This window comes from Stutzerimonas degradans, assembly GCF_024448505.1.
GTDB classification, from domain to species: domain Bacteria; phylum Pseudomonadota; class Gammaproteobacteria; order Pseudomonadales; family Pseudomonadaceae; genus Stutzerimonas; species Stutzerimonas degradans.
The window spans coordinates 297,892-324,242 of record NZ_JAMOHV010000003.1 but is presented as its reverse complement, the minus strand read 5'-3'; the positions used below and the strand labels follow the sequence as shown (position 1 = coordinate 324,242).

Sequence of the window (26,351 nt, the reverse complement as noted above, 5' to 3'; positions counted from 1 at the left end):
TGTATCCGCTGCTCGGGATATCTGTGCCCGAGAACAGGCGAGAAGAACGCCTGCCAGCTGTTGGAAGGACGGCTTTTGGCTTCCTTCCTGACGCCTCGATCGGACCGGAGCGGGGTTAGACCCGGGCTCTACAGCCGGATGCGGCGAAAAAAACGATTTGCGAATCCTGCAGGCGATCGATACCGGTCGCGCCATGCGCTCACCGATCACCGGATATCCATTATGTTGATGCAGTCTCGTCAGCCACGAGCCGCTTCGATCACCTCGATGTACGGCCGCGCCTGATGCTGATCGGCGACCAGCTCGATGAAATCCCGCCCCTTGGCGTCACGTGCGCCGAGGTCGTAGCCGGCGGCCTGGAAGAAACCGATGTAGCGCTCGAAGTCATCGATGCGCAGCCCGCGATAGGCCTTGATCAGCTTGTGCAGCGACGGCGGCGTATCGTCAGCCGGTTCCGGCAGAAGAAACAGTTTGATCGCTTCGTCGCCGATCTCCTCGCCAATCACCTGCTTTTTGTCTTTACGCATGTCGATTCTGCTCCGCGGATTCTCACCGGGGCGGCAGTTTACTCCTCGCGGCCGGCACGCTCAACGCGCCAGGGCGGCTTGCGACCAAGGTCGTACTCGCAGCGGCGTACGCGGACGGAGGATTACCATCGATCCGAGCGCCACGCCGGTGCTTATACTGCTGCATTGCGTACAAGGAGCGTCACGGCATGAACCTACCGTCTCTATTCGCCGCTTGGCGTCAGACGCTACGCCTGGGTTACGGCCCCGCGCAGCTGCGTGGCGATCTCAGCGCCGGCCTGACCGTCGGCATCATCGCCATCCCGCTGGCGATGGCACTGGCGATCGCGGTCGGCGCGCCGCCGCAGCACGGCCTGTACACGGTGTTGATAGCCGCGCCGCTGATCGCACTTACCGGCGGTTCGCGCTTCAACGTCAGCGGCCCGACCGCCGCCTTCGTGGTGATCCTGCTGCCGATCACCCAGCAGTTCGGCGTCGGCGGTCTGCTGCTGTGCACCATGCTGGCCGGATTGATTCTGATCGCGCTCGGCGTGCTGCGTGCCGGCCGGCTGATTGCCTTCATTCCTTATCCGGTCACCCTGGGCTTCACCGCCGGCATCGGCATCGTCATCGCCACGCTGCAGGTCAAGGACCTGTTCGGCCTGACGCTCAGCGAACAGCCCCAGCACTACGTCGATCAGGTCGTCCTGTTGGCGCGCTCGCTGCCGGGGGCGCAGGTGGGCGATGGGCTGGTCGCGATCGTCTGTCTGGCCGTTCTGATTCTCTGGCCACGCTGGGTGCCGCGCGTGCCCGGCCATCTGGTCGCGCTGACGATCGGCGCACTGGTCGGCCTCGCGCTGGAGTCGTCCGGCATGCCGGTCGCCACGCTGGGCGAACGCTTCAGCTACGAACTCGATGGCGTCCGCCATCCGGGCATCCCGCCACTGCTGCCGGACTTCACCTGGCCGTGGCTGCTCCCGGGCCCGGATGGCCAACCACTGCAACTGACTTACGAACTGTTCCGCCAGCTGCTCGCCCCGGCGTTCGCCATCGCCATGCTGGGTGCCATCGAATCGCTGCTCTGTGCGGTGATCGCCGATGGCATGACCGGCAGTAGCCATGAACCCAATGGAGAACTGATCGGCCAGGGCCTGGGCAACCTGATCGCCCCGCTGTTCGGCGGCATCACCGCCACTGCCGCCATCGCACGCAGCGCCGCCAACATCCGCGCCGGCGCGTTCTCGCCATTGGCGGCGATCATCCATGCCGGCGTGGTGCTGGTGGCGATTCTCTGGCTCGCACCGCTATTCAGCTATCTGCCGATGGCCGCGCTGGCGGCGCTGCTGCTGATGGTGGCCTGGAACATGAGCGAAGCGCCGCACGTCGTGCATGTGCTGCGCATTGCGCCGCGCAGCGACGTGCTGGTGCTGCTGACCTGCCTGGTGCTGACCGTGCTGTTCGACATGGTCCTGGCGGTGGGCGTTGGCCTGCTGCTGGCCGCCGGACTGTTCATCAAACGCATGAGCGAGCTGACCGACACCGGCCAACTGTCACGCGATCAGCGTCGCGTCCTGGCCGACCTGCCGGAGCACGTGGCGGCCTATGCCATCCGCGGTCCGCTGTTCTTCGGCGCCGCGGAAAAGGCATTGGGCGCACTGCGCCGCTTCAACCCCGAAGTGCGGGTGGTCATCGTCGACATCAGCGCCGTGCCCATGCTGGACATGACCGCCCTGGCGGCGCTGGAGAACGTGCTGGTGGATTACCGGCGACTCGGCGTCACGCTGATTCTCAGCGGTAGCAATGCGCGCGTACGGCTGAAGCTGCGGCGTGCCGGTATTCACCGGCTGCCGGGTCGCCTGCTATACGTGCGCGATCTGACCCAGGCGCGGGAGAAGGCCCTGCGTCTGCTGCAGGATGAGGACAAACCGCTGCCGCAGCCGGCCTGAGGGCCGCGCGGCAGCGGATGTCACGGTGACGATCAGCCGGCGTACTTCTGCAGGTTGGCCATCATTTCCCGCAGCGCCTCGAGGTTGTCTGCCGGGTGCGCTGCGTCTTGGAAGTCACAGATGCGCGTCCAGTTGGCGGCGACATCCTCGGCAGCGAAACCAGTGCGCGGATCGAAGCCGACGCCCAGGCTGCGCTCCCAGCGCACCTTGCCCATCCAGCCGCCACCCACCTCGAACAGCCCACCACTGTCCTGGCACTGCTCGCTGGCGAGATACACCACCAGCGGGCTTACCAGCTCGGGCTTGAGCTGCTCGAATACCTGCGGCGGAATCAGCCCCTCGGTCATGCGCGTGCCGCCGGTCGGCGCGATGGCGTTGACCAGGATGTTGCTCTTGCGTCCCTCCAGCGCCAGTGTGCGGGTCAGGCCATAAAGGCCGAGCTTGGCCATGCCGTAATTGGCCTGGCCGAAGTTGCCGTAGATACCCGAGGTGGACGCGGTAAAGATCACCCGCCCGTGACCCTGCTCGCGCATCAGCGGCCAGGCGGCGCGCGTGACCTTGTAGGCGCCCTCGACGTGCACGCGGTAAACCAGATCCCAGTCGGCATCCTCCATCTTGTGGAACGTGCGGTCACGCAGGATGCCGGCGTTGTTCACGACCACGTCCACGCGCCCGAAGCTATCCAGCGCCTGCTCGACGATGCGCTCGCCGTCGGTCACCGAGTCATGGTTGGCCACAGCGGTACCGCCGGCCTGGCGGATCTCCTCGACGACCCGGTCTGCGGCGGAGCTGCTGGCACCCTCGCCCTGAGCAGTCCCGCCCAGATCGTTGACCAGCACCCGCGCGCCGTGCCGGGCGAACAGCAGCGCGTGGGCGCGCCCCAAGCCGCCACCGGCTCCGGTCACGATGACCACTTTGTCTTCAAAACGAATGGGTTGCGTCATGGACTGCTCCTCGGTCATGAATGCCGCGAGTCTCCCCGTCGCCCGGTGCCGCGACAATCAAACGCCTCGAAATGAATGGATCGGCATAACGCTCGACGATGCGCTGATCGTTTTTTGTACCGTAGCCACGCAGCCCAGATGTCACGGCGCTTCGCCCGTTTTGCCAGCAGTTTATCCACAGCGGCATCCACAGTTTTCGGGGATAACAAATTTGCCCCGGATGCTCCCATGGCGGCCCCGCCGGAAAGCCGCAAACGGCTGATTTTACTGGGGGTTACACAGCTAACAAGCCGATCGATCAAAAATCGAACAGGCGGTTACAGGCCAGGCGCCATCACCTCGGCAGGCATTGTTCCAAAGGTTATCCACAGAACGCCGCACAGTTCACGGGGATAACACGATTGCCGTATATCTATTACGGCCATGGCGTAAATCAACCGGCCCACGAGCGGGCCCGGGCTTATCCTTCAACTGGCCAGTCACAGCCCGGAGTTACGCCATGATCAGTCGTGCCATCTTGCAATGCCTTTTCGCCAACTATGCCTCGGCGGTCAGCGGTACATGCGCGGACGAATGAACCCATCGAAACCATTGCTCAAATTTCATCCACCGAGGCGCAGCCCGCATGCTTCGCGGCATGTGGCGCTGTTTGCCCAACTTACCCACAAATAACTGCACAGCAATCGTGGATAACAGGTTTCGTGCTGCAGTCATTGCCGTGACGTTCATTCAACGCACTGTTCAGAAAGCGATCAACCGCGGCAAACGCCCGCCGTTGTTGGGGTGCACGCATCCATGCAGAAGTTACCCACAAGGTAGCGCACAGCATGAGTGGATAAGCCTGGGCCTGCGCTGATTTGTCCCGCCCGGTTCGGGCACTGCCGGGGCGACCACGCGGTCACAACCGGGTCGGCCTTGCCGGCGGCGGACGCCGTCCGCCTTCCAACAACCGATCCGGAAAAAAAGAATGAAATACGCCCTCTCCCTGATCATCGCCACGGCGGCGCTGCTGCCATTCACCGCGCAGGCCGCCGACGATACCTGTCCGAGCAGTAACGAAGACGATATCGCCACATTGTTCACGCAATGGAATGAAGACCTGCGCAGCGGCGATCCCAAGCGAGTAGTCCGACGTTACGCCACCGACTCGCTGCTGCTGCCAACCCTGTCGAATACCCCACGGGAAACCGCGGCGGACAAGGAAGACTACTTCTCGCATTTCATGGCCAAGCGTCCGGACGGGCGCATCGACTCGCGCATGATCCGCATCGACTGCCGCACCGCGCTGGATACTGGGCTCTATACCTTCCGCTTCGGTGACGGCTCGGCGGTGCAGGCACGCTATACCTTCACCTACCGGTGGGATCCGCAGCAGGCGCGCTGGCTTATCAGCAGCCATCACTCGTCGGCAATGCCCGAGCGTGCCGCAACGACGCCCTGACAGCCCTCTTGACCGGCCCGCCGCTACGGGCCATTGTGCCGCCCGCATGTGCGGGCAGCATGGCTGCCGCATGCAATCCCCGCGTTCCCGCATTGTCCAACCGGATAAACCCACCGGCTCGAAGTGATCCTCGCATGCGCCTGAAAGCCCGCCTGGCGCTGCTGATCGACCGAATCAGCGCGCTGCTCCGTCGTTTCCCCGGCACCGTTGCGCTGTTCGGTTTCTGCTCGGGCGTGGCCAGTTTCCTGCTGGTCGAGCGCCACGCCGGGCTGGCCAAGGGCATCGCCGTCATCATGCTGGTGAGCTGGGTCTGGCTGACGCTCGAACACAGCCTGCGGCGCAGCCTGAAGCGCTGGTTCGGCTGGCAGTTGCCGGCACCGCTGCTGCGCTATGCGACGCAGATGGTCCACCAGGAAAGCCTGTTCTTCATCATCCCGTTCTTCGCCATCACCACGACCTGGAACAGTGGACAGGCACTGTTCACCGGCCTGCTTGGCGGCGCGGCGCTGATCTCGCTGATCGATCCGCTGTACTACCGCTGGCTGGCGCCACGCCGCTGGGTCTACCTGGGCTTTCATGCCGTAACGCTGTTCGCCGTGCTGCTCACCGCGCTGCCGATCATCCTGCATCTGTCCACACCGCAGAGCTATCAGCTGGCGCTCGCCGTGACGGTGCTCTTGGCCTTGCCCAGCCTGGGCAGTTTGTTCCGCCAATGGAACTGGCGCAGCCTGCTTGGCATCGTCGGTCTGGCCGTCGCGCTCGCCGGCGCAGGCTGGCTCGGACGCACCTGGGTACCGCCGGCGTCGCTGTGGCTCACCGATGTCGCCGTGACAACCCAGCTGGACGACCGCCAGCGCAAACCCGGCAAGGGTCTGCGCCAGCTCAGCAGCGCCGAACTGCACGCCACCGGCCTCTACGCCTTCACCGCGATCAATGCCCCGCGCGGGCTGAAGGAGCGCATTTACCACGAGTGGCTGCACGAAGGACGTCAGGTCGATCGCATCGCCCTGGACATCAGCGGCGGCCGCGAAGCCGGCTACCGCGCCTGGACGCACAAGCGCAACTTCCCGCCGCAATCGGCCGGCAAGTGGCGCGTACGGGTGGTGACGGAGGCAGGTCAGATGATCGGCATGCTGCGCTTTGAGGTCAGCGAATAGCGAACGTCCGCCCGCGCCGCCACTCCTAACGAGAAAGCGCAGCGTGAATCGGAGGCTGACATGGACTGGTGGGATATCGTTGCCCGGATGATCGCCGCGGAATTCGCGGATATCCCCGATCTGGACGAGGCCGTGCGCGTCGCCATGCGCCTGCTGCTCGCTGCCTTGCTGGGCGGTCTGCTCGGCTACGAGCGCGAACTCCGACGCCGCGCCGCCGGCCTGCGCACGCACATGCTGGTGGCGCTCGGTGCCGCGCTGTTCGTGCTGGTGCCGGTGCAGGCCGGTGTGGAGGTTTCGCGGGTGATGCAGGGCATCATCACCGGCATCGGTTTTCTCGGCGCCGGCACGATCCTCAAGGGCACTTCCATCGAAGACGTGCAGGGGCTGACCACCGCTGCCAATATCTGGATGACCGCGGCCATCGGTGTCGCCGCCGGCCTCGGCCACGAAGCGACCGCAGTGCTGAGCACGTTACTGACGCTGCTGGTACTGCTGCTCATGCCAACGGTGGAACGCCACGCGGCGCACAAGCGGGACGACACGCCCCCGTCCTGACGAACGCGCGAACGATGACGCAGCCAGGGGGGTCGTAAATCAGACAGTCCGCGTCCCGGAGCCGAGACCATGCCCGCTGCCCGCCCCTGTTTGATCGCCACCTCCCTCGCCCTGGGCGGTTGCGGCGATACCGCGAAAACGCCAGTCGAAGCCGGCTATGGTCCTGATCCGGCGCTACCGGCTCCGAACAAGACGCTGCTGCCGACCGTCAACATTGCCCCGGCCAAAGGCTGGCCCGAAGGCGGCAAACCGCAGGCCGCGCCCGGATTGGAAGTCGCCGCGTTTGCCGACGACCTGAAGCATCCGCGCTGGATTCACGTGCTGCCCAATGGCGATGTTCTGGTTGCCGAAGCAGATGCTCCGCCCAAACCGGAAGGTAGCCAGGGCATCCGCGGCTGGATCATGAACAAGGTAATGGCCCGCGCCGGCTCGCGAACACCGAGCGCCAATCGCATCACCCTGCTGCGCGACCGCGACGGTGACGGCCGACCGGAACAGCGCAGCGTCTTTCTCGAAGGACTCAACTCGCCGTTCGGCATGGCACTGGTCGACGACCAGCTGTACGTCGCCAATACCGACGCCCTGCTGCGCTTTCCATACCGGGAAGGCGCCACGCGCCTGGAGCTGGCCGCTGGCGAGAAGGTCGTCGACCTCCCGGCAGGGCCGATCAACCACCATTGGACCAAGAATGTCATCGCCAGCCGGGATGGCACGCGGCTGTACGTCACCAGCGGCTCGAACAGCAACGTCGCGGAAAACGGCATGCAGGCCGAGGAAAACCGCGCAGCGATTCTCGAAGTCGATCCACAAGCCAAAACGCTGCGCCTGTTCGCGTCAGGGCTGCGCAATCCCAACGGGCTGGCCTGGCAGCCCGACAGCGGCCAGCTGTGGACTACCGTCAACGAGCGCGACGAGATCGGCAGCGATCTGGTGCCCGACTACATGACCTCGGTACAGGAAGGCGGCTTCTACGGCTGGCCCTACAGCTATTACGGCCAGCACGTGGACAAGCGAGTCGAACCGCCGCGCCCGGACCTGGTCGCCAAGGCCATCGTGCCCGACTACGCGCTGGGCGCGCATACCGCGTCGCTGGGTCTGGCCTTCTACGAGGGCGACCTGCTGCCCGGACGCTATGCCAAAGGCGCCTTCGTCGGACAGCACGGCTCTTGGAACCGCAAGCCGCTCAGCGGCTACAAGGTGGTCTTCGTGCCGTTTCGCGACGGCAGGCCCGCCGGTCCGGCCGAGGATGTGCTGACCGGTTTCGTCAACCCGGACGGCGACGCGCAGGGGCGTCCGGTCGGCGTCGCGATCGACCGCAGCGGCGCGCTGCTGGTCGCCGATGATGTCGGCAACCGTGTCTGGCGCGTAACCCCCACTCCCAATCAAGACACCCGCGCGCAACCGCGCGAAGGAGGTTCCGATGCCCCGCGGTGACAAATCCAAATACACCGACAAGCAGCAGCGCAAGGCCGAACACATCGAGGAGAGCTACGAAGAACGCGGCGTAGCGCCGAAGGAGGCCGAAGCGCGCGCCTGGGCCACGGTCAACAAGCAATCCGGGGGCGGCGAGCGCAAGGGCGGCGCGGGCCGCAAGAAAAGCGAGACGGCCAAGCGCGCTGACCGCAAGGACTCGGCACACCGCGCCGCGCAGGCGCGCGCCGGCGCCTCGCCCAATCGCGGCTCGACACGTCAGCGCGGCGGCGCAGCCAGTACGTCTCTCGCCGAAATGACGCGCGACGAACTGCTGCAGAAGGCCCGCGAGCGCGGCATCCGCGGACGCTCGAAGATGCGCAAAGCCGAATTGCTGCACGCGTTGAGCTGAGCGAATACATGCACGCGCCTGACTGCCCGACCACGCCCGATCCCACTACCAACCCCAAGCGCGAGGAGCCGGGTGAGCCGCTACCGATCGACGACCCGGGCCAGCCGCCACCAGTCGAAAAACCGCCTGCGCGCGAGCCCGAGCAAGGCAACGCGTTCACCACGGCATAAAAAAAGCCACCCGAAGGTGGCTCAAGAATACTTAAGGAAGGAGGTACTGCTCAGCCGGCTGCCGCCGGACGCATGTAGGAGATCGGGGCGGTCTGAGCGTCATCGAAAGTGACCAGCTCCCACGCATCCTTCTGGGCCATCAGGGTGCGTAACAGGCGGTTGTTCAATGCATGCCCGGACTTGAAGCCACGGAACTCGCCGATCAGGCTGGTGCCCAGCAGATACAGATCGCCGATGGCATCCAGGATCTTGTGCTTGACGAACTCGTCCTCATAACGCAGGCCGTCTTCGTTGAGCACGCGGTTCTCGTCCACCACGATGGCGTTATCCACGCTGCCGCCGAGCGCCAGATTGTGCGAGCGCAGGAATTCAATGTCGCGCATGAAACCGAAGGTTCGCGCACGGCTGACTTCCTTGACGAAGGAAGTGCTGGAGAAATCCACACTGGCGGTCTGGGTACGGCCCTTGAACACCGGATGGTCGAAATCGATCTCGAAGCTCACCTTGAAGCCGTCGAACGGCAGGAAGGTCGCACGCTTGTCGCCCTCCTCGACGGTGACTTCGCGCTTGATGCGAATGAACTTCTTCGGCGCGTCCTGCTCCTGCAGGCCGGCTGACTGAATCAGGAATACGAACGGCCCGGCACTGCCATCCATGATCGGCACTTCCGAGGCGGAGAGTTCGACGTAGGCGTTGTCGATTCCCAGCCCGGCCATTGCCGAAAGCAGATGCTCCACTGTGTCGACCTTGACGTCACCGTTGACCAGCGTCGTGGACATGGTGGTTTCGCCGACGTTCTCGGCCCGCGCGGGAATCTCCACGGGCGGGTTGAGATCGGTGCGACAGAACACGATTCCGGTATCCACCGGCGCCGGTTTCAGGGTCAGGTAAACCTTCTCTCCCGAATGCAAGCCGACGCCAGTGGCGCGAATGATGTTCTTCAGGGTGCGTTGTCTGATCATGGCCTTTGGTTCGCTATTGCACTAGTTGCGAATTGTTTTCAACAATTGCCGGCGATAATAGCAGATGCCAACTTTGCTGAACACCAATCACAACAATACTCCTGATAACTTCAGTCAATCGGCCTGACGACGCAGAAACGCCGGGATGTCCAGATAATCCAGATCCTCTTGCGGGTTCAGTTTGGCGGCAGTGGCCGCGGCATGGGCCTGATTGCGCATCACTGTCGGACGCTCCAGGTCACGGTAGTTGACTGCCACCTGCTCCTGACGCGGTGCAACCGGTGCGGACGGGGCAACCGAAGCCTGCAGGGTATTGTCGATGACCTTGACCGGCTTCTCATTGCGCGGCCCCAGGCCGGTAGCCACCACGGTGACATGCAGCTCGTCACGCATATCCGGATCGATCACCGCGCCTACCTTGACGGTTGCCTCGTCGGAAGCGAAGGCCTCGATGATCTCGCCGACCGCGGCGTATTCGCCCAGCGACAGATCCAGGCCGGCGGTGATGTTCACCAGGATGCCGCGGGCGCCCTGCAGATTCACGTCCTCCAGCAGCGGATTGCGGATCGCCGCCTCGGTGGCCTCGCGCGCACGATTCGGGCCGGTAGCGCAGCCGGTACCCATCATCGCCATGCCCATCTCGCCCATGACGGTCTTGACGTCGGCGAAGTCGACGTTCATCAGACCCGGACGCTGCATGATGTCGGAGATGCCGCGCACCGCACCGGTCAGCACGTCGTCAGCCTTGGCAAAGGCGGACAGCAGGCTGGCGTCCTTGCCGAGGATGGTCAGCAGCTTCTCGTTGGGAATGGTGATCAGCGAGTCGACGCATTCGGACAGCGCGCGAATACCCTCGTCGGCCACCTGCATGCGGCGACGGCCCTCGAACGGGAACGGACGGGTGACCACAGCAACGGTGAGGATGCCCATTTCCTTGGCCACCGAAGCGATGATCGGCGCAGCGCCGGTACCGGTACCGCCACCCATGCCGGTGGTGATGAACACCATGTCGGCACCTTCGAGCACCTCGGCGATGCGCTCACGATCTTCCATCGCCGCCTGGCGACCGATGTCTGGATTGGTGCCGGCGCCCAGGCCCTTGGTGATGGCCGAACCGAGCTGCAGCACGGTGCGCGCTTCGATCTTCTTCAGCGCCTGCGCATCGGTGTTGGCGCAGATGAATTCCACGCCTTCGACGTTGTTGCGCACCATGTGATTGACGGCGTTGCCGCCACCACCGCCGACGCCGATAACCTTGATGACTGCACTCTGCGGGGTATGATCTACGAGTTCGAACATGGCCCTCTCTCCTTCCAGCTTTCTAGTTTTGGGTTGCCGCGTACTGATTAGAAATTGCCCTGAATCCAGCCCTTGAGCCGATCCAGAACAGACGTTTTGGGTTCTTCGTTCAGGCTGCCGGTGCCACGCGGACCGACGCCATCGACCTGCTTCTGCACGCCGTACAGCAACAGGCCAACGCCAGTCGCATAGATCGGGTTGCGCACCACATCATTGAGCCCCTTGACCGTATGCGGGACGCCCAGGCGTACCGGCATGTGGAAGATTTCCTCGGCCAGTTCGACCGCGCCTTCCATCTTCGACGTACCCCCGGTAAGCACGATGCCGGCCGGTACCAGATCCTCGTAGCCACTGCGCCGTAGCTCGGCCTGGATCAGCGTGAACAGCTCGTCATAGCGTGGTTCGACCACTTCGGCCAGAGCCTGGCGCGACAACTCGCGCGGCGGGCGATCGCCGACGCTGGGCACCTTGATGGTTTCGCCGGCACCGGCCAGCTTGGCCAGCGCGCAGGCGTAGCGGATCTTGATTTCCTCGGCGTATTGCGTGGGGGTGCGCAGGGCCATCGCGATGTCGTTGGTGACCTGGTCGCCGGCGATCGGAATTACCGCGGTGTGGCGAATCGCGCCTTCGGTAAAGATGCAGATGTCGGTGGTACCGCCGCCGATGTCGACCAGGCACACGCCCAGTTCCTTCTCGTCGTCGGTCAGCACCGCATGAGCGGAGGCCAGCTGTTCGAGGATGATGTCGTCCACTTCCAGGCCACAGCGACGCACGCATTTCTCGATGTTCTGCGCGGCGTTCACGGCACAGGTCACCACGTGCACCTTGGCCTCCAGGCGTACGCCTGACATGCCCAGCGGCTCGCGCACACCCTCCTGATTGTCGATCACGTAATCCTGCGGCAGCGTGTGCAGCACGCGCTGGTCGGCCGGGATTGCCACGGCCTGGGCGGCATCGAGCACCCGTTCCAGGTCGGCGGTGCTGACCTCACGGTCGCGAATCGCGACGATGCCGTGCGAATTAAGGCTGCGGATATGGTTGCCGGCGAGGCCGACGAACGCCGAGTGAATGCGGCAGCCAGCCATCAGCTGGGCTTCCTCGATGGCACGCTGGATCGACTGCACGGTCGACTCGATGTTCACCACCACGCCCTTCTTCAGGCCACGGGACGGGTGAGTACCGATACCGACGATTTCCAGATCGCCGTCGGCCGTGACCTCGCCCACCAGCGCGACCACCTTGGAGGTGCCGATATCGAGACCGACGATCATCTTGCCGCTTTGCACGCTAGACATGTGTTTCATTCCTCAATTCTTCGCCGCGACGGTCATGTCCGTCGCAGTCGGGATCGGTTCGCGCCAGGCGACGGCGAGGCCGTTGGCGTAACGCAGGTCGATCCTTGCAATTTTCTCGCTTTGCGCCTGCAACGCCTTTTGATAGATGGCATTGAAGCGACGCATTTTTTCCACCACGTGGTCCCGTCCCAGCAGCAGCTCGATGCCCTGGCTGGTGGTCAGGAACCAGCTGCCACGCTCGCGCAGTTCCAGGCTCGCGATGGAAAAGCCCAGCGGCCGCAGCATCTGGCTGAGCATCTGGTACTGCTGCATGACCCGTTGCTGAGCCCGCTTCGGACCATGCAATTGCGGCAAGTGTTCATAATGATTGAGGTTATTCGGTGCGAAGGCCTGCCCACGGTTGTTCAGCAGCGCTTCGTCGCCCCAGCGGGCAATCGGCAGCTGTTCCTCGAGATTCACCTGCACCTGGTCCGGCCACACACGGCGCACTTCCACATGGGCGATCCAAGGCATCTGCTCGAGATCGTGACGCATGCCGTTCAGATCAACCTTGAAAAAGCTCGCCTCGACGAACGGCGCAATACGCTGCTGCACCGCCTCGCGCGCCACGTAGCTCAGCTCACCCTGCACGCTGACCTTGGCGATCGGCCGGTCAGCGTAGGGCAGCAGGCGCTCACCCAGCTCGTACAGGCCGAAGGCCAGACCGACGAGCAGCAATGGCCAGACAGCGCGCTTGAGCCCCGTCAGATTCGGTCGCGGCAACCGTGCGGACAGCGGCTCGCGGGCCACCAGCCGGCTGGCCCCACGCGGCGCCGGCTTGCGCAGCGCACGGCCGCCTCCCGGTTGCGAGTGACGCAGCGTGGTGATCATCTCAGTTCTCCGCCCCGACGCTGTCGTCGAGAATGCTCAGCACCAGTTGCTGGAAGTCCAGACCCGCGGCCCGTGCCGCCATCGGCACCAGACTGTGGTCGGTCATCCCCGGTACGGTATTCACCTCCAGCAACCAGAAGTCGCCGTTGGCGTCCTGCATCACGTCGACCCGTGCCCAACCGCGTACGCCCACCGCTTCGCAGGCGCGAGCCGACAAGTCCTTGAGCTGCTGTTCACGCACCGGATCGAGCCCGCAGGGAATACGGTACTGGGTGTCGGAGGCCAGGTACTTGGCGTCGTAGTCGTAGAAGCTGTGCGGCGTGCCCAGGCCAATCGGCGGCAGTACTTCGCCGCGCAGCACTGCAATGGTGAACTCCGGGCCCTGGATCCACTGCTCGACCAGCACCTGCGAATCGAAGCGACTGGCCTCGCGCCAAGCGGCTATCAGCGCCTCGACGTCGTCCACCTTGGCCATGCCGATGCTCGACCCTTCGTGGGCCGGCTTGACCATCAGCGGGAACCCCAGCTCGACAGCCGCCGCGTGGCAGTCCTCGACACTGGCCAGCGCGGCGTGACGCGGAGTCGGCAGGCCAAGGCTCTGCCAGACCTGCTTGGTCCGCAGCTTGTCCATTGCCAGCGCCGACGCCAGGATGCCGCTGCCCGTGTAGGGGATGCCGGCGCACTCCAGCAGACCCTGCATGCTGCCGTCCTCGCCGCCACGTCCGTGCAGGACGATGAACGCGCGGTCGATACGCTCGCGATCAAGACGCTGCAGCAGATCGTCGCCGACATCGATACCGAAGGCATCCACACCGGCTGCCTGCAGTGCCTGCAGCACGGCCGCGCCGGACTTCAGCGATACTTCGCGCTCGGCGCTCTTGCCGCCGAACAGCACGGCAACCCGGCCGAACGCCTGCGGGTCACGGGTCGAATGCAGGGCGCTCATGGTTGTTTCCTCGCGGTGCCTTTGGCATCGCCAAACAGGGGACTCTTGATCAGTTGCGGGGCTACGCCGCCGATATCGCCAGCCCCCTGGCAAAGCAGAATGTCGCCAGCGCGCAGCAGCGGCTTGATGATCGAGGCCAGGTCGGCGCCTCGCTCGACATAGATCGGATCGAGCTGGCCGCGCTGACGGATGCTGTGGCAGAGCTGGCGACTGTCGGCCCCCGGAATCGGCTCCTCGCCGGCCGGGTAGACCTCCATCAGCAACAGCACATTAGCGTCGGCCAGTACCTGCACGAAATCGTCGTAGAGATCGCGGGTGCGACTGAAGCGATGTGGCTGATAGACCATCACCAGTCGGCGCTCCGGCCAGCCGCCACGCACGGCCTTGATCACCGCAGCCACTTCGCGCGGATGGTGGCCGTAGTCGTCCACCAGCATCACGCTGCCGCCCTCAACCGGCAGCTGACCGTAGACCTGAAAGCGCCGCCCCACGCCCGCGAACTGCGACAGCCCCTGAACGATGGCCTCGTCATCGATGCCTTCGTCGGTGGCAATGGCGATGGTCGCCAGCGCGTTGAGCACGTTATGGGTACCGGGCATGTTCACCGTCACGTCCAGCGGTTCGCAGCCGGCGCGCAGCACGGTGAAATGGGTGCGCATGCCTTCCTGGCGAATATTGATGGCGCGTACGTCGGCGTCTTCGCTAATGCCGTAGGTGGTGGTTGGCCGGCCGATCTGCGGCAGGATTTCGCGCACCACCGGGTCGTCCACGCAGAGCACGGCCAGCCCGTAGAACGGCAGGTTGTGCAGGAATTCGATGAAGGTTTTCTTCAGCTTGCCGAAGTCGCCGCCGTAGGTGCTCATGTGATCGGCGTCGATATTGGTGACCACCGCCACCATCGGCTGCAGATGCAGGAAGCTGGCGTCGCTTTCGTCCGCCTCGGCGATCAGATAGCGGCTGCCGCCGAGCTGGGCGTTGGTGCCCGCCGCGGTCAGCCGGCCACCGATGACAAAGGTCGGATCCAGGCCGCCGGCGGCGAACACCGAAGCCAGCAGGCTGGTGGTGGTGGTCTTGCCATGGGTACCGGCCACCGCGATGCCGTGGCGGTAGCGCATCAGCTCGGCGAGCATTTCCGCGCGCGGCACCACCGGGATACGCTGTTCCAGTGCCAGTGCGACCTCGGGATTGCTGGCATTGATGGCGCTGGACACCACCAGCACGTCGGCACCGGCGACGTTACCGGCTTGATGGCCGATGAAGATATGCGCGCCGAAACTCTGCAGGCGCTCGGTGCTGGCCGATTCCCTCAGATCCGAACCGGAAACCTCGTAGCCCAGGTTCAGCAGCACCTCGGCGATGCCGCACATGCCCACGCCGCCGATGCCGACGAAATGGATGCGGCGAATGCGCCGCATGCGCCGGACTTCAGCCTTTACCGCAGCCGGGGACTTAGCCATTGGCCACCTCCAGGCAGATATCGACGACGCGCCGCGTCGCATCGGGTCGCGCCAGCCGGCGAGCGGTGGCGCCCATGACCTTGAGTTTTTCCGGGTGCATCAGTACCTCTTCAAGCTGCGCGGCGAGGACGGCAGCATCGGTCTTGGCTTGCGGCAGAAGGACGGCCGCGCCCTCCTTCGCCAGATATTCGGCATTGCGCGTCTGGTGGTCATCGATCGCATGCGGCAGCGGCACCAGAAACGACGGCAGACCCGCGGCTGCCAGCTCGCAGACGGTCAGCGCGCCAGCGCGGCAGATCACCAGATCGGCCCAGGCATAGGCGCGCGCCATATCCTTGATGAACGGTGCCACTTCGGCGGCGACGCCAGCTTCGGCGTAACGCTCGGTTGTGATGTCAGCGTGCTGCTTACCGGCCTGGTGGAACACCTCGGGACGCAGCTCGCCCGGCACACGCGCCAGCGCAGCAGGTAGCAGCTTGTTGAGCGGCTCGGCGCCCAGGCTGCCGCCGAGCACCAGCAGGCGCGGACGGCGGTTGCCCAGGGCGTCGCGCGGCGTTTCGAGAAACAGCTCCTCGCGTACCGGATTGCCGGTGGTGCGACGCTTGTCGCTGGCCTTGAACGTATCCGGGAACGCCTCGCAGACACGGCGCGACAGCGGCACCAGACTGCGATTGGCAGTGCCGGCGACGGCGTTCTGCTCGTGAATGATCAGCGGCACGCCAGCGAGCCAGGCCGCCAGACCGCCCGGACCGGTGACATAGCCGCCCATCCCCAGCACGCAGACCGGTTGCAGCTCGCGCACAATGCGACGCGCCTGCAACAGCGAGCGAATCAGCTGCAGCGGTGCCTTGATCAGTGAAGCGATGCCCTTGCCGCGCAATCCGCTGACTTGGATCAGATGCAGTGGCAGACCGGCGGCCGGCACCAGCTCGTTCTCGATACCACGCGGCGTACCCAGCCAGTGCACGGCGTAGCCGCGCGCCTGGAATTCGCGGGCGCAGGCCAGCGCCGGAAACACGTGGCCACCGGTACCACCGGCCATGATCAGCACGTTAGCGGCCACGGGCGACCTCCTTGGCAACTGGCGCCTCCTCGAAGTCCGCTTCGCTGAACTCGACATCCTCACTGCCGAGCACCGTGCGGCTTTCCCACTCGATACGCAGCAACAACGCCATGCTCGCGCAGGTCACCACCAGCGAGCTGCCGCCGTAGCTGAGAAACGGCAGCGTGAGTCCCTTGGTCGGCAGCAGGCCAACGTTCACCCCGACATTGATGAGGAATTGCCCCAGCCAGAGGAACGCCATGCCCCAGGCGACGTAGGCGCCGAAGAACTGACGCGCCTTCTCGGCTTGCAGGCCGATGTACAACGCGCGTACGCCGACGAAGGCAAACAGCAGGATGGTCAGCAACGCGCCGACCATGCCCAGCTCCTCGGCCAGCACGGAGAACACGAAGTCGGTGTGCGCCTCGGGCAGGTAGAACTGCTTCTGCACGCTGTTGCCCAGCCCGACGCCGAACCATTCGCCGCGGCCGAAGGCGATCAGCGCCTGGGTCAGCTGATAGCCGGCACCGTACTGGTCGGCCCACGGGTCGGTGAAGGTAATCAGGCGCTGCAGGCGGTATTCCTGCGTCTGCACCAGCACGAACACCGCACCGACCGCCGCCGCAACCAGCAGGCTGAAGCGGATCAGGCCGACGCCACCGAGGAACAGCATGGCCACCGCCGAGCCCATCATCACTACGGTGGCGCCGAAGTCCGGCTCCATCAGCAGCAGGAAGGCCATCGGCAGCAGCACCAGGAACGGTTTGGCGAAGCCCCAGAAGCTCTCGCGTACCTCTTCCTGGCGACGCACCAGATAGCCGGCGAGATAGATCACCACGAACACCTTGGCCAGCTCGGACGGCTGCACGTTGAACGCGCCGAACCCGATCCAGCGCATCGAACCGTTCACTTCGCGGCCGATACCCGGGATCAGTACAAGGATCAGCAGACCGAAGGCCGCCAGCAGCAGCATCCAGTCCAACCGCTGCCAGGTCGAAACCGGTACCAGCAGCATCAGGCCGGCGGCGCCCAGGCCGAGCGCGACGTACACCATGTGGCGGGTCATGTGATACAGCGCGTTGCCCGAATTCACCGCCGCCACTTCCGACGAAGCCGAGGTGATCATCACCAGCCCAAGGCCGAGCAGCGCCAGGCAACCGGCCAGCATCGCGAAGTCCAGATCCAGGCCGCGAGGGCCGAACAGCGGTGAAGGCGCACCACGCAGGAAGGCAAACATCAGACGAGCGCCTCCACCGCAGCGGCGAACAGGCGACCGCGCTCCTCGAAGTTCTTGAACATGTCCAGGCTGGCGCAAGCTGGCGACAGCAGCACCGCATCACCAGCCGTGGCGCAGGCCGCCGCCTGTTGCACGGCCTCCTCAAGCGTGCGCACGCGCAGCAGCGGCGCGGCGCCGTCCAGCGCGGCGGCCAGCACGTCGGCATCACGTCCGAGCAGAACGACCGCGCGGCAGTAGCGCGCGACCGGTGCGTGCAGGGCGGAAAAATCCGCACCCTTGCCGTCACCGCCGGCAATCAGCACCAGCTTGCCGGGGATATCTGCACCCAGCCCGTCGATAGCCGCCAGCGCAGCGCCGACATTGGTGGCCTTGGAGTCATCGTAGAACGCCACGCCGCCGCGCTCGCCGACCCACTGGCAGCGATGCGCGAGACCGGCGAACGAACGCAGCGTCCGCAGCATTGCGTCGAACGGCAGGCCAACCCCATGCCCCAGCGCCAACGCCGCCAGCGCATTGGCCTGGTTGTGTGCGCCGCGAATCTTCAGCTCGCTGACCGGCATCAGCGTCTCGAACTGGAACGCCAGATACTTCTCGCCGCCCTCCTCGAGCAGGCCGAAGCCCTTGAAATCCGGTTTGCCGAGGCCGAACGACCAGACCGGCACATCCTCGCCGATCAGCGGGCGGCTCAGGCGGTCGTCACGGTTGATCACCACCTGCCGTGCGCCGCGGAAAATGCGATGTTTGGCCTGATGGTAGGCCGGCAGCCCGCTGTAGCGATCCATATGGTCTTCGCTGACGTTCAGGCAGGTGGCAACCTCGGCGTTCAGCTGGTCGGTAGTTTCCAGCTGGAAGCTCGAAAGCTCGAGCACGTACAGCTCGACCCCATCATCCAGCAGATCGAGCGCCGGCGTGCCCAGGTTGCCGCCCACGGCAACCTGGCGGCCAGCCGCGGCGGCCATCTCGCCGACCAGCGTGGTCACGGTGCTCTTGGCATTGGAGCCGGTGATGGCGACGATCGGCGCTTTCGCTTCCCGGGCAAACAGGTCGATATCGCCGGAGAGCTTCACGCCGCGCGCGGCAGCCGCCTGCAGCGCCGGGGTGGCGATGGCCAGGCCGGGGCTGACCAGCAGTTCGCTGGCGCGACAGAGGAATTCGACGTCCAGCTCGCCGCAGCGCACTTCCACGCCGGGGTACTGTGCCTTGAGCGTGGCCAGCTCCGGCGGATTCGCGCGCGTGTCGGCGACCGCGAACGGCAGACCACGGCGCGCCAGATGGCGAACCACGGACATGCCGCTCTTGCCGAGGCCGACAACGATGCGGAACTGGTCGGAAGCGATCAGCACTCTCTATTACCTCAGTTTCAATGTGGCCAGGCCGACGAGCACCAGGATCACCGTGATGATCCAGAAACGCACGATCACCCGCGGCTCGGGCCAGCCCTTGAGTTCGAAATGGTGGTGGATCGGCGCCATGCGGAACACACGCTTGCCGGTCAGCTTGAAGCTGGCGACCTGGATCATCACAGACAGGGTTTCCATCACGAACACGCCGCCCATGATGAACAGCACCACTTCCTGGCGAACGATGACGGCGATGGTGCCCAGCGCGGCGCCCAGCGCAAGTGCGCCGACGTCGCCCATGAAGACCTGGGCCGGATAGGTGTTGAACCAGAGAAAGCCCAGGCCGGCACCGGTCAGCGCACCGCAAAACACGATCAGCTCACCAGCACCCGGTACATAGGGGATCAGCAGGTACTCGGCGAAATTCATGTTGCCCGACAGGTAGCAGAAGATGCCCAGACCGCCACCGACCATGACCGTCGGCATGATCGCCAGGCCGTCGAGGCCGTCGGTGAGGTTCACCGCGTTGCTCGAGCCGACGATCACGAAGTAGGTCAGCACGATGAAGCCGATGCCCAGCGGAATTTCGATGTTCTTCAACAGCGGCAGGATCAGCGTGGTTTCCACCGGCGTCTGCGCGGTCATATAGAGGAAGACCGCAGCACCGAGGCCGAACACCGACTGCCAGAAATACTTCCAGCGGCTCGGCAGGCCACGCGAGTTCTTCTCGATCACCTTGCGGTAGTCGTCGACCCAGCCGATGGCGCCGAACAGCAGCGTCACCGCCAGCACAACCCAGACGTAGCGATTGGACAGATCGGCCCAGAGCAGCGTGCTGATGGCGATGGCGCTGAGAATCAGCGCACCGCCCATCGTCGGCGTGCCGGACTTCGACAGGTGCGACTGCGGGCCGTCGGTCCGCACCGCCTGGCCGATCTGGCGCAGCTGCAGGGTGCGGATCAGCCAGGGGCCCATCCACAGCGACAGCACCAGTGCGGTGAGCACACCAAGAATCCCGCGCAGGGTCAGGTACTGGAAGACCGCGAAGCCCTTGTGGAACTGTTGCAGGTACTCGGCGAGCAGCAGCAGCATCAGTGTTTCTCCATGACGACATCGCTCAGGGCGGCGACAACCTTGTCCATCGCCGCGCTGCGCGAGCCCTTGACCAGAATGGTGGTGTTGCCCTGCTCGCTACGCAGCGTCTCGATCAGGCTCGCCTGATCGGCGAAATGCCGGGCTCCGGCGCCGAATGCAGCTACTGCATGCGCCATCAGCGGACCGACCGCATAGAGCACATCGACCTTGCCGCGCGCATAGGCGCCAACGTCGCGGTGCGCCTGTTCGGCCCATTCGCCCAGCTCGCCCATGTCGCCAAGGACGAGAACGGTACGCCCGGCGAATCCGCTGAGGACGTCGATCGCTGCGCAGATGGAAGCCGGGTTGGCGTTGTAGCTGTCGTCGATCAGGCGCGCGCCGTTGCCGAGCATCTGTGCGACGCCGCGCCCTTTGACCGGCTGCAGGTTCTGCAAGCCTTCGACGATGGCCTGCGGTGCGACACCCAGCGCATGCGCCGCAGCGGCGGCAGCCAGGGCATTGGCGACGCTATGCCGACCGAGCAGGTTGAGCTGAACCCGGACCGCTGCGCGCGGGCCGGTGAGGACGAAATTGGCGCAACCGCGCACATCGAAGGCGATCGATCCGGCATGAAAATCGGCCAGCGGGCTCTGCAGCCCGAAACTGACGATGCGCTTGCCGGCTGCGCGTGCGGCCCAGCGCGGGTATGCCTTGTCGTCACGATTGAGTACCGCGATGCCGTCAGCCGCCAGGCCGTCGAGGATTTCGCCCTTGGCTTCGACGATCTTGTCGGGGCCGCCAAATTCGCCGACGTGAGCAGTGCCGGCGTTGGTGATCAGGCTTACCTGCGGACGAACCAGACCGCCGGTATAGGCGATCTCGCCCAGGCGGGACGCACCCAGCTCGATGACCGCCGCGCGATGCCGAGAGCCGAGCTCAAGAAGCGTCAATGGCACACCGAGATCGTTGTTCAGATTGCCACGGGTCGCCAGCACGGCATCTTCGCCGAAGGCGGCGCGTAGAATGCTGGCAAGCATTTCCTTGACGCTGGTCTTGCCGCTGGAGCCGGTAATCGCGGCCACCGGACCGTCGAAGCCATCACGATTCAGTGCGCCAAGGCGACCAAGCGCGAGACGCGTATCGGCTACCACCAACTGCGGCAGCGACACGTCCTCTACCTCGCGCTCGACCAGTGCCGCGACTGCGCCTTTGGCCGCCACCTCGGCGAGATAGGCATGGCCGTCGAAACGCGCACCGCTGAGGGCAACGAAAAGCTGCCCCGGCTGGATAGCGCGGCTGTCGGTGCTGACCGCAGCAAAGACAGCATCAGCGCCGACCAGCCGGCCAGCGAGCGGAAGAGTCAGCGCGCTCAGGCGCATGGCGTCACGCATCATGCTTCTCCCAGGCGGCCAGGGCCTTGCGAGCTTCATCCAGGTCGGAGAACGGCTGACGCACGCCGCAGATTTCCTGATAGTCCTCGTGCCCCTTGCCGGCCAGCAGCACCACATCCTCCGGCTGCGCGGCGGCAATCGCCGCGGCGATCGCAGCGCCACGTCCCGGGCGGAACTGAACCCGCTCCGGCTGGGCGAAGCCCTGACGAATGTCTTCCAGAATCTGCTCGGCCGGCTCGTTGCGCGGATTGTCGTCGGTCGCCACCACCCGATCGGCCAGCCGTTCGGCGACCTGCGCCATCAGCGCACGCTTACCGCGGTCGCGCTCGCCCCCGCAGCCGAACAGGCAAACCAGTTGTCCGCGCGCATGAGGACGCAGTGCGGTGAGCACCTTTTCCAGCGCATCGGGCGTATGGGCGTAATCGACCACCACCAGCGGCAGGTCGCCGCCGCCCAGGCGCTGCATGCGACCGGCGGGACCGTGCAGTTCCGGCAGCACGGCGAGAATTTCATCCAGCGGCCAGTCCATGCCCAACAGCGCGCCGACGGCTGCCAGCACGTTGCTGACATTGAAGCGCCCCAGCAGCGGGCTGCGCAGCGAGCGCTCGCCCTGCGGTGTGATCAGCCGCGCATGAATGCCGTCGTCGTCCAGTTGCGGCTCCGGACAGTACAGATCGGCCGAGGCGTCCTCCAGGCTGTAGGTGATCAGGCGCGACTCCTGCGGCTGCGCAGCCAGGCTGCGGCCGAACGCGTCGTCCAGATTGATCACGCGACAGCGCAGACCCGGCATGTCGAACAGACGCGCCTTGGCCGCCGCGTAGGCTTCCATACTGCCGTGGTAATCCAGATGGTCACGCGACAGGTTGGTGAACACCGCCACGTCGAACGCCAGCGCGGCCACGCGACCCTGCTCCAGCCCGTGCGAGGAGACTTCCATCGCCACGGCGCGCGCTTCGTGCTGCTTCAGGCTGGCCAGCGTCGCCTGCACGCCGATGGCGTCCGGCGTGGTGTGGTAGCCCTGCTCCAGCTCGCCATGAAAACCGTTGCCCAAGGTGCCGATGATGCCGCAGCGCTCGCCGAGACGATCCAGCGCCTGCGCGACCAGTTGGCTGACACTGGTTTTACCGTTGGTGCCCGTCACTCCGAGCAGATGCAGGCTACGGCTCGGCTCGCCATAGAAGCGGCCGGCGATTGCCGACAGCTGGCTGGCGAGCTGGCGAACCGGCACCAGCACCGCATCGCCGGCCGGCTGCAGCGCAGCGCCTTCGGATTCATAGGCAACGGCCGCCGCGCCACGTGCAATGGCGTCGGCGATATGGCTGCGACCGTCGTGCTGCAGACCAGGAACGGCGAGGAACAGATCGCCCGGCAGCACCTTGCGACTATCGAGAGTCAGCTCGCGGATCAGCACGGAACTGTCGGCCTGGGGCAGCAGTTGATTCAATGGCATCGGCATCAGCCACGCCCTCCCTTGCTCGTGGTTGCCTCGGCGGTCTGAACCGGCGCCGGCGGCGGCAGATTGTCCGGAGCCACGTTCATCAGGCGCAGCGCCCGCGCCATCACCTTGCCGAACACCGGCGCGGCTACCAGGCCACCGTAGTACTGCCCCTTGCTCGGCTCGTCGACCACCACCACGGCGGCGATGCGCGGGTTGGACAGCGGCGCGACGCCGGCGAAGAACGAGCGGTAGGCGTCCTTGGTGTAGCCACCGGTGCCGGAGATCTTCTTCGCGGTGCCACTCTTGCCGCCGACGTGGTATCCCGGCACCTGCGCGCGCGCACCGCCACCGCCTTCTTCCTCGACGACGGCCTGCAGCATCTGCAGCACGGTGCTGGAAATCTGCTTGTCGATGACCTGCACGCCTTCCTGCGTACGGTCCAGGCGCAGCAGCGACAGCGGCACGTTGACGCCTTCGTTGCCGAGCACGGCGTAGGCATGCGCGAGCTGCACCGCGGTCACGGAAAGGCCGTAGCCGTAGGCCAGCGAGGCGGTTTCGGCATCGCGCCACTTGCGATGATTGGGCAGATTGCCGACGCGCTCGCCAGGAAAGCCCAGGCCGGTGTCCTGGCCGAAACCGGCCTGCTGCATCACCGTGTAGACCGGTTCGGCACCGATATCCAGGGCGATCTTGCTGATGCCGACGTTGCTCGACTTCATCAGGATGCCGGTCAGCGTGAGCATGCCGCCACGCGAAACGTCGCGAATGGTGTAGCGACCGATGCGCATCCAGCCCGGCAGGGTGTTGACCACCGAATCAGGCTGGTATTTGCCGGTTCCCAGCGCGGCGGCGATGCTGAACGGCTTGACGGTCGAGCCAGGCTCGAACACGTCGATCATCGCGCGGTTGCGCATCGCCGCCGGCTGCAGGTTGCGGCGGTTGTTGGGGTTGTAGGTCGGCTGGTTGGCCATCGCGAGGATTTCGCCGGTCTGGACGTCGACCATCACCAGGCTGGCGGCCTTTGCGCCGTATTCCTGCACGACATTGCGCAGCTCACTGTGAGCCAGATATTGCAGACGCAGATCTATCGACAGGGCCATCGGCTTGCCCGGCTTGGCGTTCTGGACCACCTGCACATCCTTGATCAGACGCCCGCGACGGTCCTTGAGCACCTGCCGCTTGCCTGGCACGCCCGCCAGCCACTCGTCGTAGGCCAGCTCCATGCCCTCGCGGCCGCGATCGTCGATGTCGGTGAAACCCACCAGATGTGCGGCCACTTCGCCGGCCGGATAGAAGCGGCGGAACTCTTCCTGCGCATAAACGCCGGGAATTTTCAGGTCGAGCACGGCCTGGCCCTGCTCAGGCGTCAGGCCGCGTACCAAGTAGGTGAATTCGCGCGTTGCCAGCTGTTGCAGGCGCTCGCTCAAGGCGGCGGGATCTTGCCGCAGCGCGGCGGCCAGCTCCGGCCAGCGCGCGCGCGCAGCCTGAAGCTCCTTCGGATTACCCCACAGGGTCGTGACGGGGGTGCTGACGGCCAAAGGCTCGCCATTGCGGTCGGTGATCAGCCCGCGATGCGCCGGAATAGGAATATGCCGCACGCTACGCGCGTCACCCTGACCCTGCAGGAACGCCTGATCCATCACCTGCAGATCGACGATACGCCAGGCGATCACGCCGACCAGCAGCGCAAGCAGGGCCAGGACGATGCGAAACCGCCAGGGATACAGCGCGCCGTCGAGTTTCATGGCGCCACCAGCTGCACGTCCGCCGCCGCGGGGATGTGCATCTTCAATTGCTCGGTAGCCAGCGCCTCGATACGGCTGTGAGCGGTCCAGGTGCTCTGCTCCAGAATCAGTCGCCCCCACTCGGCCTGCGCCTTATCGCGCACGCTCAGCTGGGCATACATCTCGTTGAGCAGCTGGCGATTCCAGTGCGCGCTGTAAGCAACCGCAATCGCAGACAGCAGCACGCAGACGAACAGAACCAGCATGAGCAGGCTGCCACGCGGCATGGCGGAAAGCCGGCGGCTCATCGCACTTTCTCCGCGACGCGCATGACGGCGCTGCGCGAACGGGGATTCGCACGGACTTCGGCTTCGGAGGCAAACTGTGCCTTGCCGATCAGTTTCAAGCGCGGTTCGAAAGGTTTCGGTATGACCGGCAGGCCTCGCGGCAACTGGTCTGCCTCGCCCTTGGCGTGACGCCGCATGAACTGCTTGACGATGCGATCTTCCAGCGAATGGAAGCTGATCACCACCAGCCGGCCACCGACCTCGAGCGCTTCGAGGGCAGCATCCAGACCCGTTTCAAGGTCACCCAGCTCGTTGTTGATATAAATGCGCAGGCCCTGAAACGCACGGGTCGCCGGATTCTTGCCTTTCTCCCACGCGGGATTGGCGTCGGTCAGGACCTTGGCCAGGTCAGCCGTACGCTCGAACGGCTTTTCCGCGCGCCGCTGCACCACGGCACGCGCCATGCGCTTGGCGAAGCGCTCTTCGCCGTAATCCTTGAAAACCCGGGCGATATCGTCTTCGTTTGCCTGGGCGATCCACTCGGCCGCGCTGACGCCTCGCGACGGGTCCATGCGCATGTCCAGCGGGCCGTCATTGAGGAAACTGAAGCCGCGCGCCGGATCGTCTAGCTGCGGTGAGGAAACCCCCAAATCCAGCAGGATACCGCTCAGCGTACCGGTCCAGCCGCGCTGCACCACTTCGTCGCCGAGCTCTGCAAAGCTTCGCTGCACAACGACAAAGCGGCCGTCTTCGGCCGCCAGTGCTTGCCCCGTAGCGATCGCTAGCGGGTCCTTGTCGAACCCCAGCAACCGCCCCTGCGGGCCAAGCTGCTCGAGCAGCAGCCGGCTGTGCCCACCGCGCCCGAACGTACCGTCCAGATAGCGACCGTCCGGCCGCACGGCCAGCGCCGCGACGGCTTCGTCGAGCAACACGGTGATATGTCGCAGCTCGCTGATCTGGCTCACAGGATTAGGTCACGTAGTTCTTCCGGCAGACCGCCGGGTTGCTTGATGGCCGCCAGATCCGCGTCGGAAATCGCGTTCCAGTCGTCCTCGTTCCACAGTTGAAACTTGTTCAGCTGCCCAACCAGCATCGCGTGCTTATCGAGCCGGGCGTACTCGCGCAGGCGCGGCGGCACCAGCACGCGGCCGCTGCCATCCATTTCCACGTCCACAGCGTTACCGATGAGCAGACGCTGCAGCCGACGGGTTTCTTCGCGCAGCGAGGGCAGCTCACGCAGCTTCGCCTCGATCAACTCCCATTCGGGCAACGGATAGATGCACAGGCAGCGGTCAACCGCGTCGATCGTGACGATCAACTGGCCTTCGCCACGCGAATTCAGCTCGTCACGATACCGACTGGGCATAACTAGTCGGCCTTTGGCGTCGAGACTGATGGCGTTGGCTCCGCGAAACACGGCTGCGCTTCCCCTGAATTAGCTATCCATG

The 26,351-nt window shown here is 65.1% G+C and carries 25 protein-coding genes; 7 read left to right on the top strand and 18 right to left on the bottom strand.

Features of this window, described 5'->3' with window-relative positions; genetic code table 11:
• Positions 1 to 239: 239 nt before the first annotated feature.
• The gene (locus NAV27_RS06720; RefSeq protein ID WP_102827558.1) at positions 240 to 527 is read right to left on the bottom strand and encodes a PA4642 family protein; all 288 of its coding nucleotides are present in this window, start codon (positions 525 to 527) and stop codon (positions 240 to 242) included.
• A gap of 188 nt (positions 528 to 715) precedes the next feature.
• Between NAV27_RS06720 and dauA the strand changes: the two genes are divergently transcribed.
• Positions 716 to 2,452 carry a C4-dicarboxylic acid transporter DauA gene (dauA, locus tag NAV27_RS06715; protein ID WP_102827559.1) on the top strand — a complete coding sequence of 579 codons (1,737 nt, stop codon included), beginning with the start codon at positions 716 to 718 and terminating at the stop codon, positions 2,450 to 2,452.
• A 32-nt stretch (positions 2,453 to 2,484) separates the two neighbouring features.
• On the opposite strand, the gene NAV27_RS06710 is transcribed toward dauA, so the two are convergent.
• The gene (locus NAV27_RS06710) at positions 2,485 to 3,396 is read right to left on the bottom strand and encodes an SDR family oxidoreductase (RefSeq protein WP_102827560.1); all 912 of its coding nucleotides are present in this window, start codon (positions 3,394 to 3,396) and stop codon (positions 2,485 to 2,487) included.
• Positions 3,397 to 4,363: 967 nt separating this feature from the next.
• Here NAV27_RS06710 and NAV27_RS06705 point away from each other — a divergent pair.
• The 6 genes from NAV27_RS06705 to NAV27_RS06680 all read left to right on the top strand — a co-directional run bounded on the left by NAV27_RS06705 (position 4,364) and on the right by NAV27_RS06680 (position 8,541).
• A complete protein-coding gene (locus tag NAV27_RS06705; protein WP_009867931.1) occupies positions 4,364 to 4,837 on the top strand; it encodes a DUF4440 domain-containing protein in 474 nt (157 codons plus the stop codon).
• A 134-nt stretch (positions 4,838 to 4,971) separates the two neighbouring features.
• Positions 4,972 to 5,994 (top strand): DUF5924 family protein, encoded by a 1,023-nt coding sequence (locus tag NAV27_RS06700; protein WP_009867932.1) that lies wholly within the window; start codon positions 4,972 to 4,974, stop codon positions 5,992 to 5,994.
• 60 nt (positions 5,995 to 6,054) lie between these two features.
• Positions 6,055 to 6,549, top strand: coding sequence for an MgtC/SapB family protein (locus NAV27_RS06695; RefSeq protein WP_009867934.1), 495 nt, complete (start codon positions 6,055 to 6,057; stop codon positions 6,547 to 6,549).
• A gap of 69 nt (positions 6,550 to 6,618) precedes the next feature.
• The gene (locus NAV27_RS06690) at positions 6,619 to 7,983 is read left to right on the top strand and encodes a PQQ-dependent sugar dehydrogenase (protein WP_102827561.1); all 1,365 of its coding nucleotides are present in this window, start codon (positions 6,619 to 6,621) and stop codon (positions 7,981 to 7,983) included.
• On the top strand, positions 7,970 to 8,371 hold the full coding sequence (locus tag NAV27_RS06685) for a Rho termination factor N-terminal domain-containing protein (protein WP_102827562.1): 402 nt from the start codon (positions 7,970 to 7,972) through the stop codon (positions 8,369 to 8,371). The genes NAV27_RS06690 and NAV27_RS06685 overlap by 14 nt, the downstream gene beginning before the upstream one ends.
• 8 nt (positions 8,372 to 8,379) lie before the next feature.
• Entirely contained in the window at positions 8,380 to 8,541 is a 162-nt protein-coding gene (locus NAV27_RS06680) for a hypothetical protein (protein WP_175415013.1), read from the top strand.
• Between the two features lie 50 nt (positions 8,542 to 8,591).
• On the opposite strand, the gene lpxC is transcribed toward NAV27_RS06680, so the two are convergent.
• The 16 genes from lpxC to mraZ form a co-directional block, all read right to left on the bottom strand.
• Entirely contained in the window at positions 8,592 to 9,503 is a 912-nt protein-coding gene (gene lpxC / locus NAV27_RS06675) for a UDP-3-O-acyl-N-acetylglucosamine deacetylase (RefSeq protein WP_009867939.1), read from the bottom strand.
• A gap of 114 nt (positions 9,504 to 9,617) precedes the next feature.
• Positions 9,618 to 10,802 (bottom strand): cell division protein FtsZ, encoded by a 1,185-nt coding sequence (gene ftsZ / locus NAV27_RS06670; protein ID WP_043295841.1) that lies wholly within the window; start codon positions 10,800 to 10,802, stop codon positions 9,618 to 9,620.
• Positions 10,803 to 10,849: 47 nt separating this feature from the next.
• Positions 10,850 to 12,097: a cell division protein FtsA gene (gene ftsA / locus NAV27_RS06665; protein WP_009867941.1), complete on the bottom strand. Its 1,248-nt coding sequence runs from the start codon at positions 12,095 to 12,097 to the stop codon at positions 10,850 to 10,852.
• Positions 12,098 to 12,109: 12 nt separating this feature from the next.
• Entirely contained in the window at positions 12,110 to 12,967 is an 858-nt protein-coding gene (locus NAV27_RS06660) for a cell division protein FtsQ/DivIB (protein WP_043295840.1), read from the bottom strand.
• A 1-nt stretch (position 12,968) separates the two neighbouring features.
• Positions 12,969 to 13,913 (bottom strand): D-alanine--D-alanine ligase, encoded by a 945-nt coding sequence (locus NAV27_RS06655; protein WP_043295839.1) that lies wholly within the window; start codon positions 13,911 to 13,913, stop codon positions 12,969 to 12,971.
• The gene (murC, locus tag NAV27_RS06650) at positions 13,910 to 15,370 is read right to left on the bottom strand and encodes a UDP-N-acetylmuramate--L-alanine ligase (protein ID WP_077683665.1); all 1,461 of its coding nucleotides are present in this window, start codon (positions 15,368 to 15,370) and stop codon (positions 13,910 to 13,912) included. Before murC ends, NAV27_RS06655 begins: the two co-directional genes overlap by 4 nt.
• Positions 15,363 to 16,412, bottom strand: a complete 1,050-nt coding sequence (gene murG, locus NAV27_RS06645; RefSeq protein ID WP_256430621.1) for an undecaprenyldiphospho-muramoylpentapeptide beta-N-acetylglucosaminyltransferase — start codon at positions 16,410 to 16,412, stop codon at positions 15,363 to 15,365. The genes murC and murG overlap by 8 nt, the downstream gene beginning before the upstream one ends.
• Before the next feature lie 10 nt (positions 16,413 to 16,422).
• On the bottom strand, positions 16,423 to 17,649 hold the full coding sequence (ftsW, locus tag NAV27_RS06640) for a putative lipid II flippase FtsW (RefSeq protein WP_102827564.1): 1,227 nt from the start codon (positions 17,647 to 17,649) through the stop codon (positions 16,423 to 16,425).
• Entirely contained in the window at positions 17,649 to 18,992 is a 1,344-nt protein-coding gene (gene murD, locus NAV27_RS06635; RefSeq protein WP_009867950.1) for a UDP-N-acetylmuramoyl-L-alanine--D-glutamate ligase, read from the bottom strand. Before murD ends, ftsW begins: the two co-directional genes overlap by 1 nt.
• A gap of 6 nt (positions 18,993 to 18,998) precedes the next feature.
• On the bottom strand, positions 18,999 to 20,081 hold the full coding sequence (mraY, locus tag NAV27_RS06630; RefSeq protein WP_009867952.1) for a phospho-N-acetylmuramoyl-pentapeptide-transferase: 1,083 nt from the start codon (positions 20,079 to 20,081) through the stop codon (positions 18,999 to 19,001).
• The gene (locus NAV27_RS06625) at positions 20,081 to 21,454 is read right to left on the bottom strand and encodes a UDP-N-acetylmuramoyl-tripeptide--D-alanyl-D-alanine ligase (RefSeq protein WP_102827565.1); all 1,374 of its coding nucleotides are present in this window, start codon (positions 21,452 to 21,454) and stop codon (positions 20,081 to 20,083) included. The genes mraY and NAV27_RS06625 overlap by 1 nt, the downstream gene beginning before the upstream one ends.
• Complete coding sequence (locus NAV27_RS06620; RefSeq protein ID WP_102827566.1) at positions 21,447 to 22,910, bottom strand: UDP-N-acetylmuramoyl-L-alanyl-D-glutamate--2,6-diaminopimelate ligase; 1,464 nt, start codon at positions 22,908 to 22,910, stop codon at positions 21,447 to 21,449. Before NAV27_RS06620 ends, NAV27_RS06625 begins: the two co-directional genes overlap by 8 nt.
• On the bottom strand, positions 22,910 to 24,637 hold the full coding sequence (locus tag NAV27_RS06615) for a peptidoglycan D,D-transpeptidase FtsI family protein (protein ID WP_102827567.1): 1,728 nt from the start codon (positions 24,635 to 24,637) through the stop codon (positions 22,910 to 22,912). The genes NAV27_RS06620 and NAV27_RS06615 overlap by 1 nt, the downstream gene beginning before the upstream one ends.
• Positions 24,634 to 24,924 (bottom strand): cell division protein FtsL, encoded by a 291-nt coding sequence (ftsL, locus tag NAV27_RS06610; RefSeq protein WP_009867959.1) that lies wholly within the window; start codon positions 24,922 to 24,924, stop codon positions 24,634 to 24,636. The genes NAV27_RS06615 and ftsL overlap by 4 nt, the downstream gene beginning before the upstream one ends.
• The gene (rsmH, locus tag NAV27_RS06605; RefSeq protein ID WP_102827568.1) at positions 24,921 to 25,868 is read right to left on the bottom strand and encodes a 16S rRNA (cytosine(1402)-N(4))-methyltransferase RsmH; all 948 of its coding nucleotides are present in this window, start codon (positions 25,866 to 25,868) and stop codon (positions 24,921 to 24,923) included. Before rsmH ends, ftsL begins: the two co-directional genes overlap by 4 nt.
• Entirely contained in the window at positions 25,865 to 26,320 is a 456-nt protein-coding gene (mraZ, locus tag NAV27_RS06600; RefSeq protein WP_009867961.1) for a division/cell wall cluster transcriptional repressor MraZ, read from the bottom strand. Before mraZ ends, rsmH begins: the two co-directional genes overlap by 4 nt.
• Between the last annotated feature and the right edge of the window lie 31 nt (positions 26,321 to 26,351).

Excerpts from the sequence above, each read along its gene's own strand:
- NAV27_RS06680 (WP_175415013.1), top strand. The coding sequence starts at position 8,380 with ATGCACGCGCCTGACTGCCCGACCACGCCCGATCCCACTACCAACCCC.
- dauA (WP_102827559.1), top strand. The coding sequence starts at position 716 with ATGAACCTACCGTCTCTATTCGCCGCTTGGCGTCAGACGCTACGCCTG.
- NAV27_RS06615 (WP_102827567.1), bottom strand. The coding sequence starts at position 24,637 with ATGAAACTCGACGGCGCGCTGTATCCCTGGCGGTTTCGCATCGTCCTG.
- NAV27_RS06720 (WP_102827558.1), bottom strand. The coding sequence starts at position 527 with ATGCGTAAAGACAAAAAGCAGGTGATTGGCGAGGAGATCGGCGACGAA.
- murC (WP_077683665.1), bottom strand. The coding sequence starts at position 15,370 with ATGGCTAAGTCCCCGGCTGCGGTAAAGGCTGAAGTCCGGCGCATGCGG.
- NAV27_RS06690 (WP_102827561.1), top strand. The coding sequence starts at position 6,619 with ATGCCCGCTGCCCGCCCCTGTTTGATCGCCACCTCCCTCGCCCTGGGC.
- NAV27_RS06660 (WP_043295840.1), bottom strand. The coding sequence starts at position 12,967 with ATGATCACCACGCTGCGTCACTCGCAACCGGGAGGCGGCCGTGCGCTG.
- NAV27_RS06700 (WP_009867932.1), top strand. The coding sequence starts at position 4,972 with ATGCGCCTGAAAGCCCGCCTGGCGCTGCTGATCGACCGAATCAGCGCG.
- ftsL (WP_009867959.1), bottom strand. The coding sequence starts at position 24,924 with ATGAGCCGCCGGCTTTCCGCCATGCCGCGTGGCAGCCTGCTCATGCTG.
- ftsA (WP_009867941.1), bottom strand. The coding sequence starts at position 12,097 with ATGTCTAGCGTGCAAAGCGGCAAGATGATCGTCGGTCTCGATATCGGC.
- NAV27_RS06710 (WP_102827560.1), bottom strand. The coding sequence starts at position 3,396 with ATGACGCAACCCATTCGTTTTGAAGACAAAGTGGTCATCGTGACCGGA.
- NAV27_RS06685 (WP_102827562.1), top strand. The coding sequence starts at position 7,970 with ATGCCCCGCGGTGACAAATCCAAATACACCGACAAGCAGCAGCGCAAG.
- murG (WP_256430621.1), bottom strand. The coding sequence starts at position 16,412 with ATGGCCGGTGGTACCGGTGGCCACGTGTTTCCGGCGCTGGCCTGCGCC.
- mraY (WP_009867952.1), bottom strand. The coding sequence starts at position 20,081 with ATGCTGCTGCTGCTCGCCGAGTACCTGCAACAGTTCCACAAGGGCTTC.
- ftsZ (WP_043295841.1), bottom strand. The coding sequence starts at position 10,802 with ATGTTCGAACTCGTAGATCATACCCCGCAGAGTGCAGTCATCAAGGTT.
- ftsW (WP_102827564.1), bottom strand. The coding sequence starts at position 17,649 with ATGTTTGCCTTCCTGCGTGGTGCGCCTTCACCGCTGTTCGGCCCTCGC.
- NAV27_RS06705 (WP_009867931.1), top strand. The coding sequence starts at position 4,364 with ATGAAATACGCCCTCTCCCTGATCATCGCCACGGCGGCGCTGCTGCCA.
- lpxC (WP_009867939.1), bottom strand. The coding sequence starts at position 9,503 with ATGATCAGACAACGCACCCTGAAGAACATCATTCGCGCCACTGGCGTC.
- NAV27_RS06620 (WP_102827566.1), bottom strand. The coding sequence starts at position 22,910 with ATGCCGATGCCATTGAATCAACTGCTGCCCCAGGCCGACAGTTCCGTG.
- NAV27_RS06655 (WP_043295839.1), bottom strand. The coding sequence starts at position 13,913 with ATGAGCGCCCTGCATTCGACCCGTGACCCGCAGGCGTTCGGCCGGGTT.
- NAV27_RS06625 (WP_102827565.1), bottom strand. The coding sequence starts at position 21,454 with ATGCGTGACGCCATGCGCCTGAGCGCGCTGACTCTTCCGCTCGCTGGC.
- NAV27_RS06695 (WP_009867934.1), top strand. The coding sequence starts at position 6,055 with ATGGACTGGTGGGATATCGTTGCCCGGATGATCGCCGCGGAATTCGCG.